This window comes from Lentimicrobium sp. L6, from assembly GCF_013166655.1.
GTDB lineage: Bacteria > Bacteroidota > Bacteroidia > Bacteroidales > UBA12170 > UBA12170.
The window spans coordinates 1-12,682 of record NZ_JABKCA010000014.1 but is presented as its reverse complement, the minus strand read 5'-3'; the positions used below and the strand labels follow the sequence as shown (position 1 = coordinate 12,682).

Sequence of the window (12,682 nt, the reverse complement as noted above, 5' to 3'; positions counted from 1 at the left end):
TGACAAATATTTCAATTAGTGATTAGAAATTTAAAAATCAGGCTCTATGTAAAGATGAATTTTGTATATTTCAGCCTTAAAAAAACCTGATTATGATAGATCACCCAGTTTTACAAATTATCTTAGATTTTTTCCATTTAATGGCTACCATTGCATGGATAGGTGGAATGTTTTTCAATGTTTTAATTTTGATGCCTACCGTATCAAAAACTCTGGATCCCGTTACTGCTGGAAAGTTTATGGCTGTTCTTTTTAAAAGGGTGAGAGTCTTAGTTTATGTTTCTTTAGCGATTCTCTTTATCACTGGAATCCCCATGAAGATTGCCAGCGAATATTATGTAGCCATTATCAATTTTGATACCTCTTGGGAAACAGTAGGCTTTATTAAGCATGTTTTTGTGGGTCTATTGGCTCTTTTTGCCATTATTAATTTTGAAATCATAAGCCCAAAAGCAGCTAAATTGGCTGTGAATGGACCATCACCAGAGTTGATGTCTTTGAAAGGCAAACAAATGAAACTGGCAGGAATATCCTTCCTTTTTGGAATCATCGTGATCTTCCTTTCAGCTATGATGAATTATTTATAGCATGTTTTCAGATAGCTAAAAAGCCACTATGGACTGAATTATCATAGGTTGTGTTTTACGAATAAAATTCGATATAATAATTACCTAAATATGGTTGGAAGTTAGACGTTGGAAGCCCGAAGCAGATTTACTTCTAGCTTCATACTCCCGACTTCGAACCACAAAATTTGCAGAAACTGAAACACTAAAGGGCATTCTTTTAAAAACGAATGAGACCAATAAATCTGATCTATTTATCAATTTCCAAAAGCATCCATTGAGCATCCACAACACCAGCGAGCATATTCTCAACACATAGATTCCAGCTGATAAAGCCTACAAATTTCCCATCTTTATCCACATGATCGGAGGAGGGGGCTAAAGGAGCTCCAGTGTCGGCATGATAATTTTCGTGCAGACTTCCCCATTCTTTTAAATCAGTAAGCATGAGTTGACCGAGTGTTTGGGCTTGCCAAACCAACTCGTTTTCGAAGCCATAATGTTTCAAGCCTACCGAGTAAATATAGTTGGCAATGGGCCAAACAGGACCTTGCCAATTGGAAAAAGGAACAATAATATTTTTGTTATTATAATCCGGATCTTGCTTAGATAAGGTTCTAAAGCCATAAGCTGCTTTCATGTGATCCTCCGAAATAAGATACTTCTCAATCATGGCCCTACCATTTTCTTTCGAAGGAATCTTATGTAGCAAAGGCACAAAGCAAGAATAGCTCACCCTTTTATAGAAATCACCGGTCTCTCTATCGATATTATAAAACATCTTATCCTCATCACACCAGAGCTGCTCATTGATGGCTTTCTTTAGTTTTTGAGCTTTAGCCTTAAGCATTTCTGCATCTTCATCATGACCTAATTTCTTTGCTATTAATGCTTGTGCTTCTATTTCTCTTAAGCTAAAAGTACTGGCATCACAAGAAAGGAAAGAGCGATGATCTTCCTTCCAGAAATAATTCATGGCAGGATTATTATCGGCGCCACTTTGCATGGCATTATCCCAATAATATAAACCGTACACCGTATCGAATTGGGTTTGATCTCTATATTCTAAGACCTTCATCAAAGCTTCATAATGCTCTTCAACCCATTTAAAATCATCCATTTTCTGTGAGGCGAGGAAAACACCCTGTGACAGAAAAGGTTTCATGGAGAATTTCCCAAAGATAGGACGGGGGCCTTTTGTGGTGGCACATCCCGAAACATAACCCTCCTCATCTACGCCTTCTATTAAATTCAGAGCCCAATACTTCATATACTCTGGCTGATTCTGACTGATAAAATGATTGCCCATAAAAAAACCATCCCAATCCCACATTTGTTTATAAAAACCCGCTGGAATGAGGTAAGGGTATTTCAAATAACCTTCGGCAGGCATAATCACCTTAGGGCGAAGCTTGGCATATTCTACTTTAATATCCTCGTAGATACTTTCCACTTTCCTCAAGTCTATGACTGTTTTTGCCATTTCTTGGCTTATTTCTTCAGTTTCTTTTTGTTCACAGCATCCCATTAGAATAATGGACAATAGAAGGGCAGCTGAATAATTGATTATGGATTTCATAGATGCGTTTATTGAGGATGTAATATTAGTGAAAATTATAATAATCAATTGAATTATCTAAGCAAAATCAGATCAAGCTCCACTAGATGTTTGCATATTGAGAATATGAAATGTTTAAGCAACAAGAATTCTCAACTTTGTGATTCTTTGAGAAATCTTTGAAAAACGCTGTGTAATAGCTGTTACACAAAAGACACAGAGGAGGCACAAAGGTCACAAAACAATGAAGACGTGTTTGCCTTTTTAGCAAAACAGATCCCTGTAGAAATTTAAAAAATCTCATATTACATGACAAACTTAACAAACTGCTTAAGTGTTTAATATATTATTTGTAATTTCGTTTGGTATAAACAAATAGCAGATATTGCCAATAAAAGCCATAATTTAAATCATAACATCAAAACAAACAAAACATGAAAAAAGCATTCCTTTATCTCTCATTTCTAGTATTTTCCATTTCTGCATTTTCTCAATCCTGTCTCCCAGGTGACAACTATTTTAGCACACAAGCTGATATTGATAATTTTTTAATAAATCACCCTGATTGCACAACAATAGAAGGTAATCTAATGATCATGGGAGATGATATCACTAATTTAAATGGTCTTCAAAACATTAGCACCTTTGAATCTGGATTTTGGATAGATACTTGCCCATTATTAGAAAATTTAAGTGGGATTGAAAATGTAAGTTATGTTGGGGATTATTTAGAAGTAGCCAGCCTTCCTCTTGTTGAAAATATTGATGAACTGAGCAATGTTACCTTTGTGGGGGGAGCTCTTGATGTTATGAATATGCCTTTAATTACTAATTTGAATGGCTTAGAAAATATTGTTTCATCACCTACTCACTTATTACTTTGGTCCAATCCTAGTTTAACAGATATTGAAGGAGCACGCAATCTTCAGTCAATCACCACCTTACTTAGCATAAAATACAATACACTTTTATCCGATATTAGTCCATTACAAAATATTGATTTGAGTGAATTAAGCTCTTTAACAATTAAAGAAAACCCGCAGCTATCAAGTTGTCATATCAATAGTATTTGTTTAGCTCTAGAACAAGAAACAATATCATTTACTATAGAAAACAACCTGAATGGTTGTAATACTATTGAAGAAATTGAGAGCTCCTGTAGTCAATCTATAAGTACCGATATAGAGCCTGATTTCTTTAGTTTTTATCCCAATCCAGCACAATGTGAGATTGTTTTCAGCCATGATAAATCTAAAAATATTCAGATTTTTAATCAATTGGGACAACTTTCATTTTCACAAGAAAACATAACAAAATCACTGAATATTTCAACTTTAGAACCTGGTATCTATATTATAAATATAGAATCTTCAAACTATTTTCAAAAAGGAAAATTAATTATTCAATAAATAATTCACACTCTTTGGCGAAGGTTTAATTAAAATCATATAAGTACTAAAAATGAATAATTTCGAAGAGAACAGACAAAGTTGGAACGAGTTAACCAATCTGCATGCAGATTCGAGGTTTTATGATATAGAAGGTTTTCTGAAAGGTAAATCCTCATTAAATCATATTGAGCTAGAAGAATTAGGAGATATCAGAGGAAAGAAAATCCTTCATCTTCAATGCCATTTTGGTATGGACAGCTTATCTCTTGCTAGAATGGGAGCTGAAGTCACAGGTATAGATATTTCAGATACCTCCATACAAAAAGCCAAGGAATTGTCTAATTATTTAGGCCTTACTGCTCAATTTATTCGTTCCAATATATACGATATTGAAGAAGTATTAAACGAAAAGTTTGATATTGTTTATACTTCTTATGGAGCCATAAACTGGTTGGATGATCTTGACAAATGGGCAAAACTTATCCATCGTTTTTTAAAGCCCAATGGCGTATTTCATCTGGTGGAATTCCATCCCTTTATCTATACCCTAAATGAGGATTCAGAAATTGAAAATGGCTATTTCAAATCAAAACCCATCGAAACTCAAGTGGAGAGTTCCTATACCGACAAATCAGAAGTTTCCGGTAATAACCTAAAGCATATCGAATGGCATCATAGCCTGGGGGAAGTAATGAATAGCTTAATTTCAAATGGCCTCTCCATAGAATTCCTCCATGAATTCCCATATCAAGTCTATGATTGTTTCCCCAATTTAGTTGAAATAGAGAAAGGAAAATGGGTAAATCAAAAACATGGAGATAAAATTCCATATATGTATTCTGTGAGAGCTCGGGAAAGCACTAAAATCTAAAAAAAACAAAGAGTAGTTTAATGTTTATTCGATTCAAATAAATCAAAGAAAATTGAAAGAGTTTCCAAAAGATATAAAATTCAAATATGAATGGAGAAGATATCAGCAACGAGTTCTTGATGATCTTGAGGAGCAGCTAGATGATAATCATCTGCATATTATTGCTCCTCCAGGTTCTGGAAAAACTGTACTTGGACTCGAAGTAGCTATTCGTTTAAATAAACCAACGCTTATATTTGCTCCTACTATCTCTATTCGGAATCAGTGGATACAAAGATTTTGCGAATTGTTTCTTCTAGTCGGTGATGAACCAAACTGGATTTCAAGAGATATTAAAAATCCGAATTTTTTGACAGTAGTCACCTATCAAGCCCTACACTCAGCATGCACAAAATCAAATAAAAATCCTATTTCTGAAGAGCTAGAGAAAAAGAATCATGATCAGCGTAAAACTAAAATATTTAATGCTGAACCAATAATTATAGCTTTAAAGTCAATAAACATAGGAACTATAATTGTTGATGAAGCCCATCACTTAAAAAACGAATGGTGGAAATCATTAAATGCTATTAAAGATGCCATTAAACCCACAATAGTTGGATTAACAGCCACTCCTCCTTATGATGTGTCATTTTCTGAATGGCATAGATATCTAGATTTAAATGGCCCAATAGACAGCGAAATCTCCGTTCCTGAATTGGTAGTAGAAAATGATTTATGTCCACATCAAGATTATATCTATCTGTCGGAACCTACCCATGATGAAACCAAATCGATACAAGAGCAAAGAGAAAAAGCATTAAGAGTATTTAATGAATTACGAAAGGATGAGTTTTTAATCAATATCATGAGCTCTCATCCTGTTTTTTCAGAACCTATGAAACATCTGGATTGGATTTATACCAATCTAGAATGCTATTCATCGATTTTGATTTTCCTTCATGCTAATGGAATAAAGATACCTGAAAAACACCTAGAAATAATTGGTGATAAGAAAATCACAATTCCACCACTGAGTTTTAAATGGATAGAAATCCTCTTGGGCTTCTATTTATTTGGTGCTCATGAACACTTTCAAGGTTTCGAAGAAGAGAAAGAGAGATTAATAAATAAGCTCAAAAGAAATGGTTTAATTGATAGAAAAACCATCAGCTTCAGGCAAAACAAAAAAATAAATAAATTCCTCAGTAGCTCCTTAAGCAAGCTTAAAAGTATTGAAAGCATTGTAGATGTTGAACATAATACTTTAGGTAAAGACCTAAGGATGGTTATTTTAACAGATTATATTAGAAAGGAATTTCTTGTTGATGGATCTATAAACCAATTAGAATTAAACAAGATTGGTGTGCTTCCAATCTTTGAACAGCTCAGAAGAACTAATGATAGGCATATGAAAATTGGTGTTTTATCTGGTTCATTAATTATCATTCCAATATCTGCATTAGACTCTTTACATACAGCTGCAAAAGATTTAAATATTGATCCAATAACACATTCTAAACTTCCATTTGATGATCAATATTTAATCATCAATACCAATGAGAAACTCAAACAAAACATTGTACAACTGATAACGCAAATATTTGAGCAGGGCGAAATTGAGGTACTCATCGGAACGAAATCCCTTCTTGGAGAAGGATGGGACGCACCAACAATCAACTCATTAATACTGGCGAGTTTTGTGGGCTCCTATGTGCTTTCAAATCAAATGCGAGGAAGAGCAATCAGATCTGAAAGAAACAATACTGATAAAACTGGAAATATCTGGCATTTGGCCTGTATAGATCATACTGCATCAGATGGTGGTGATGATATTCAATTACTCAAAAGGCGATTTAAATCTTTTGTTGGCATTTCAAATGAAACCGAAACCACCATAGAGAATGGAATAAATAGAATCCATTTACCCGAAGTATTTGGGTCAGCTGAGCTTCAATCTTTCAATAAGGAAATCATTAAAAAAGCAGGACAGAGAGACCAACTCAAGCAAAAATGGAAGGATGCGCTCTTAAATGGAAGTTCATTAATAGAACAAATAAAAGTTCCATTCCCCGAAGGTAAAGAGTATAAAAAAACCATGTCTTTGTATTATCATAAAACAATAGCGAATATGATTGCTATGCTGGTTTCTGCGATCTTCGGATTTCTAGAAAGCATATTTAATGGCTTAGGACGATCGATTAGATATATTAAATCTCGAGAAGATTTGCTTCAATACCTAATGTATATTGGCATTTTGGGAGTGATAATATTTGGTAGACAGACCTATAAAACCATTCGCTTATATTTTAAATACAGAGATATCTCCAAAGATATACAGCAAATTGGGGAGGCTCTTTTGGAATCACTTATTAAAACAGGTACAATAAATACGGAATACTCCAAATTAGAGGTGATAGCTTCGTTAAATGACTTTGGCTCCATATATTGCCATCTCAAAGGAGGAACAAGCTATGAAAAATCTACTTTTATAAAATCGCTTCACGAAATTATTGCTGCGGTGGACAATCCGAGGTATTTAATCATCAGAAAAAGCTTATTCCTGAAGATCATTTCTCAAAAAGACTATCATGCTGTTCCTGAAATTATAGGCAGAAATAAAAAAACAGCTGAGTATTTTGAGAGACAATGGAAGCGGCTTGTGGGTTCCTGTGAACTCATCTACTCCAGAACCATTGAAGGCAGAAAAATCTTGCTTCAATCCAGAATAAATTCTTTATCCTCGGAATTTGAAGATAAAACAGAGCGAATTAACAAGTGGAGGTAAATAGTAAATAACAAAACCATGAAAAAACTAATCCCATATCAAAACATAAATACCGCCCTCAAATCCTTAGATAATGGAGGGAGATTCTATAATATTCTAACAAAAGCAGAGGATGGCATTATTAGTCAGGCGGAGCTCGGAAAAGTAGGAGGGATATTTGGATCCAAGCAGCAGAGTATTCTTTTTCTAGAGATGTCGATTAGTGCTTTGAGTGAAAAGGAGGAAGCAGGAGTTTTGTCTCAATTAGATGACGGACTACAGAAACAATATCAGAAACACAAAGCTCAGCATCTGCAAGCTTCTGAAGCCAATAAAAAGGCTCAACTCTCGTCCAACGCTATCATTACTGGCATTCCTAAACTCACCGATTCAAAAACTGATTTCATGGGTTTTATCATGATGCCCATCAGCACTGGAGAAGTCACTACTTTCTCTATGATTCCTCTCATCGATCAATACGATGTTTATGAACTTAGAGATGAATCCTCCTTAGAATCCTTTTTTATTGCCCATGCGAGAGGCTCGGAACAATTACCCGCTGAAAAAATCACTGTGGGAGGTGTTATTAAAGAAATGAGCTCCGAAGAAGAAAAGCCCCTTGGAAAGTTTTTGGAAACTGTTTATTATATGGAGAACTAAAACTATGAAACAAATGCTATTATTACTAGCTGTCGTTTTTATGTCCTTTTCTTGCTCCATTAAAAACAAGAAATCATCTGAGGAGGACCTGATTAAAGCCTATTACCAAGCCCTAAATTCTGGGGATTTCAATCGCATTTCTTGTCTCTTATCCGATAGTCTAATCACCATGGAAATGGATTTTGTTTTAACAAAAGGAATACAAGGTTTTCATGAGCAATTTCAATGGGATTCTGTGTTTAATGCAAAACATAAGCTGATGGAGATACAAAATCATAAAGATTCCATTTTCACCATACAATCAAAAATAGGCAAACGCATTGATTTTTTACAAGATTCCGCAGTAATATGCAAAGTATGGTTTGAATTCGACAAAAATAAGATATCAAAAATTCACACTCTGGAATATATATACTTCAATATTGAAAAATGGGAACCTAGGCGGGATAGTCTTGTAGCCTGGGTTGGCAGAGTCTATCCAGGACTCAATGGGTTTATTTACGACCTAAGTCCCAAAGGAGCCAAAAACTACCTAAAAGCTATTAAGCTTTATGAAAAAAGACAATAATAGTCTTCAATAATAGTAAAATCACTTATCCACCACACCTTCAAATTTCCTATATTTACCATCCTAATCTCCCTGCTACTGGGATACTAAATCGCGCCAAATGAAAAACAAGCTCAACAGAAGACAAGCCCTTAAAAATATGCTATTAGGTGCTGGTGCCTTACCTTTGATGGCAACATCTTTAAGCGCTATTGCTGCAAACGAATTCAATGAAAAAACCCTTTCTATTCGTCCTTTTGGCGATGCAGAGGCAACAGATCCTATCACTGCCATTACCCTAGGTGCAGGAGCTCGTGGCAATGTTTATGGGAATTATGCAACAGCCTTTCCTAAAGAATTAGATATTATTGGAGTGGCAGAACCTATTCCCATTAGAAATGAGCGTTATGCTAAAAAACACAATATTCCAGATAATAATAGATTCATAACCTGGGAACATGTTTTCGAAAGACCCAAATTCGCAGATGCCATCATCATCACCACTCCCGATGATTTGCATTATGGCCCTTGCATGAAAGCCTTGGAAATGGGTTATGATATACTTCTAGAAAAACCCATTGCACCCACCGAGAAAGAATGTCGAGATATTTTGGCTTTGGCCAATAAAACAGGGAGAATCGTAGCAGTTTGTCATGTGCTCAGATATGCTCCCTATTTCATCAAGCTTAAAGAGATGGTGGATTCTGGAGTTCTAGGTGAGTTGATCAGTATTCAGCATTTGGAACCTATTCAACATATTCATATGTCGCATAGCTATGTGAGAGGAAATTGGCATAATTCCAAAGAAACTACTCCTATCATTTTAGGGAAATCTTGTCATGATTTGGATATCCTCCGTTGGTTGGTTGGCCAACCTTGTACCAGTATTGCAGCCTATGGCAATTTAAAATGGTTTAAGGAATCTAATGCTCCAGAAGGAAGTACCACTAGATGTACCGATGGATGTGCTGTCGAAAGTCAATGCCCATACTCTGCTCTTAAAATTTATTATCGCGACCGAACTTATATTCATGTCTTCGATTTTCCTGAGGAGGAACATGACAAAGAAGAGTTTATATTAGAGCAATTGAAAACCACCAATTATGGACGCTGCGTTTATCATATGGATAACGACCAGCCCGATCATTATGTGAGTTCCATGGAATTTGAGGAGGGTATAACTGCCAATTTCTCCATGGAAGCTTTCACTTCTTATCATGGACGTAGGACAAGAATTATGGGTTCTATGGGTGATATCGTTGGTGATATGGATGAGTTTGTTCATACCGATTTCCTCACCGGAGAAAAAAACAGATGGGATATTCATGTGGAAGATGTGGAGAATTATAAAAACAGTGGTCATGGTGGTGGCGACTGGGCTTTGGTTACCGATTGGATAAAAGCGGTAAAAGAACAAAATCCAGATCTACTCACCTCCACCATAGATGCTTCCGTGGAAAGTCATGTCATGGGATTTATGGCTGAAAAGAGTCGAAAAAATAAGAAGATGATGCCAGTGAAACTCTAGTTTATGAATCCATTTTATCAGCAGAATATCATTCTTCAATGGGTATTGTCCTTCATCATGTTTTCTTTAATGATGGGCTTGATGATTCTTTGGATTCTCCTCATGAAAATGAGTTTCTTAGGTTTTTTTAGCTTGTTTATCGTCCTTCCCATAAGTCAGTTTTTGGCTTCACCACTTTATACCCTAATGGGCCTATATAAATACCTAAGTCCAATGCTTCTGGTGGCGAATGCTTCTGATCAAAAATATGATATGCATAATGGAACTACTTTTGATTACTTCTTGGTCATGAGAAATCTTAAACCCGGAGCCTCATGGAAAAAACCATGCTGATATATTATCTAGATGGCCTCCTCCATTTAAAAACACCCCTATAGGAGAGGAAATGCTAATTATAGTTTTATCATATTGAAAACTCTTGCCTACATAATATCATGATTTTATCTGCCTGTTTTACTGATACATATGTAAATTTGGTAAAACGATAGCTTTTCATTATCTTTGATAGCAATGGTTGATAATGCAATAATTTAGAATAATATCTTTTTCTTATTCTCTCTGGCTAAATTTTATTTGCACCCAATTGGCATATTATAAAATCAGTCATTATATATAATAGACAAAAATACAAATATGAGCACAGCCGACTTTTTCAAATATCTAACACCTATTATTTATTGGGCGCTCATATTGGTTTGGGCATATATATTTGTGTTCTATTTTAAGAAAACTAGAGCCCTAGCGTCATCAGATAAATTACTGAGGCTATTGTTGATTATTTTAGCACTAGATGCATTTCGGTCTCTTTTTGAAAGCCTTTACTTTGGTGCTTGGTATACTTCACTCTCAGGTCTTATACCTATTGGTGTTTTCAATTATTTAGCCCAACCTCAAAATGTTTTTTTCCCAAAAATCATTAATTTAATCACCGCTTTGGTTATTCTCATGTTATTAATTAGAAAATGGCTAAAAACTGAAATCGCTCAAAAAAATGACATCAATGATTTGGTGAATTCACAAAACGCAGAACTCGTCAGAAATAATAAAAAATTGATAGAAGCTAAAGAAGATGCCGAAGAAGGGGAAAGAAAATTAAAGCGAGCTATTATGGCATCACCCTTTCCAATTATGATTCATGCAGACGATGGCGAGGTGATTACCATAAACGAAGCTTGGACGGAATTAACAGGATATTCACATGCTGAAATCCCAACGATTTATGATTGGACAAAAAAAGCCTATGGGCAAAAAAGCAAAAACATTAAAGATTATATTGACAATCTATACCATCTAAATAAAAAAGTGGAGGAGGGGGAGTATGAAATCTTGACCACCAAAGGAAATAAAATTGTATGGGATTTTAGTTCTTCACCTTTAGGAATATTTAATGATGGCAGAAGGCTTGTTATTTCTATGGCTAAGGACATTACTGAAAAGAAAAATGCAGATGTTTTATTAGCCCAAAATATGGACCAGCTTAAAAAAGCAAAAGAAAAAGCGGAAGAAAGCGAAAGGTTAAAATCAGCATTTTTGGCCAATATGAGCCATGAAATACGTACTCCAATGAATGGTATTCTTGGTTTTGCAGAATTACTTAAAGAACCTAACCTAAGTGGAGAAGAGCAAAAAAAGTATATTGGCATTATAGAGAAAAGTGGAGGGCGCATGCTTAATATCATCAACGATATTGTCAATATTTCAAAGCTTGAAGCTGGATTAATGGAAGTAGAGAACCATCAATCCAACATCAATGAGCAAATAGAATATATTTATACTTTCTTTAAACCTGAGGTAGAAGAAAAAGGCTTGCACCTTTCGTTTAAAAATGAATTAGAAAACAGTGAATCTATAATAAATACCGACCGAGAAAAAGTATTTGCTATTTTAACCAACTTAGTTAAAAATGCTATTAAATATAGCGAAGAAGGCTCCATAGAATTTGGTTATAAAGTAAAAAAAGATAAAGCGATTTCTAAAATGGAGTTTTATGTTAAAGACACGGGAATTGGGATCCCTAAAGAGAGACAAAAAGCAATATTCGAAAGATTCATACAAGCAGATATTAGCAATCGATTTGCCATTCAAGGTGCAGGTTTAGGCTTATCCATCTCTAAAGCTTATGTGGAATTGTTAGGTGGAGAAATATGGGTGGAATCTGATGGAGAACATGCAAAAAAAGGAAGCACCTTTTATTTTACTCTTCCAATTCAAAAAAGCCAAATAATAGAAGAGTCTGACAAAAATGAAACTACTACAGCAAAACATTTAAATATTAACAAGCGCTTGAACATTTTAATAGTTGAGGACGACAAAGAATCTGAAGAACTTATTACAATAAGTGTGAGGAAATTAGCAAAAAATATCTATTATGCAAGAACAGGAACCGAAGCAGTTATGGCTTGTGTTAAAAATTCAGAAATTGATTTGGTTTTAATGGATATTCAGCTTCCAGAGATTAACGGCTATGAAGCCACTAAACAAATTCGGGAATTTAATAAAGAAATTATCATCATCGCACAAACGGCATATGCTATACAAGGTGATAAAGAAAAGTTCATCTCTATTGGTTGCAACGATTATATTTCAAAACCCATAAAAGCTAATGATTTAAGACAAATGATTATAAAACACATGAAGAAATAAGTATTACAAAATCAGTTTCCTTCAAAATGAAATCGTTTTAATATTCTTTCAAGCGTATTATACATCCTGAACAAAAACCACTGATAATCAAAGAATACTCGTTCACCTGAGCACCTTTGGGCATTAGCGTTAACTTAAGCAAAAAGCTCTTTCAATTTGTTGCTCAAAATTT

At 34.8% G+C, this 12,682-nt stretch carries 10 protein-coding genes; 9 read left to right on the top strand and 1 reads right to left on the bottom strand.

Features of this window, described 5'->3' with window-relative positions; translation table 11 throughout:
• Positions 1-92: 92 nt before the first annotated feature.
• The gene (locus HNS38_RS05110; RefSeq protein ID WP_172282330.1) at positions 93-587 is read left to right on the top strand and encodes a DUF4149 domain-containing protein; all 495 of its coding nucleotides are present in this window, start codon (positions 93-95) and stop codon (positions 585-587) included.
• A gap of 229 nt (positions 588-816) precedes the next feature.
• Here HNS38_RS05110 and HNS38_RS05105 read toward each other — a convergent pair whose 3' ends face one another.
• The gene (locus tag HNS38_RS05105; RefSeq protein WP_172346106.1) at positions 817-2,145 is read right to left on the bottom strand and encodes a trehalase family glycosidase; all 1,329 of its coding nucleotides are present in this window, start codon (positions 2,143-2,145) and stop codon (positions 817-819) included.
• Between the two features lie 413 nt (positions 2,146-2,558).
• Here HNS38_RS05105 and HNS38_RS05100 point away from each other — a divergent pair, with 413 nt between their 5' ends.
• The 8 genes from HNS38_RS05100 (at position 2,559) to HNS38_RS05065 (ending at position 12,510) form a co-directional block, all read left to right on the top strand.
• Positions 2,559-3,533 (top strand): T9SS type A sorting domain-containing protein, encoded by a 975-nt coding sequence (locus HNS38_RS05100; protein ID WP_172282326.1) that lies wholly within the window; start codon positions 2,559-2,561, stop codon positions 3,531-3,533.
• A 52-nt stretch (positions 3,534-3,585) separates the two neighbouring features.
• Positions 3,586-4,386 (top strand): bifunctional 2-polyprenyl-6-hydroxyphenol methylase/3-demethylubiquinol 3-O-methyltransferase UbiG, encoded by an 801-nt coding sequence (locus tag HNS38_RS05095; RefSeq protein ID WP_172282324.1) that lies wholly within the window; start codon positions 3,586-3,588, stop codon positions 4,384-4,386.
• A 52-nt stretch (positions 4,387-4,438) separates the two neighbouring features.
• Entirely contained in the window at positions 4,439-7,153 is a 2,715-nt protein-coding gene (locus HNS38_RS05090; protein ID WP_172346105.1) for a DEAD/DEAH box helicase family protein, read from the top strand.
• Positions 7,154-7,171: 18 nt separating this feature from the next.
• Positions 7,172-7,792: a hypothetical protein gene (locus tag HNS38_RS05085; RefSeq protein WP_172282320.1), complete on the top strand. Its 621-nt coding sequence runs from the start codon at positions 7,172-7,174 to the stop codon at positions 7,790-7,792.
• A 13-nt stretch (positions 7,793-7,805) separates the two neighbouring features.
• A complete protein-coding gene (locus HNS38_RS05080; protein ID WP_172346104.1) occupies positions 7,806-8,360 on the top strand; it encodes a hypothetical protein in 555 nt (184 codons plus the stop codon).
• Between the two features lie 100 nt (positions 8,361-8,460).
• Positions 8,461-9,867, top strand: a complete 1,407-nt coding sequence (locus HNS38_RS05075; protein ID WP_172282316.1) for a Gfo/Idh/MocA family protein — start codon at positions 8,461-8,463, stop codon at positions 9,865-9,867.
• Between the two features lie 3 nt (positions 9,868-9,870).
• Complete coding sequence (locus tag HNS38_RS05070) at positions 9,871-10,200, top strand: hypothetical protein (protein ID WP_172282314.1); 330 nt, start codon at positions 9,871-9,873, stop codon at positions 10,198-10,200.
• 300 nt (positions 10,201-10,500) lie between these two features.
• Positions 10,501-12,510 (top strand): PAS domain-containing hybrid sensor histidine kinase/response regulator, encoded by a 2,010-nt coding sequence (locus tag HNS38_RS05065; protein WP_172282312.1) that lies wholly within the window; start codon positions 10,501-10,503, stop codon positions 12,508-12,510.
• Positions 12,511-12,682 lie beyond the last annotated feature (172 nt).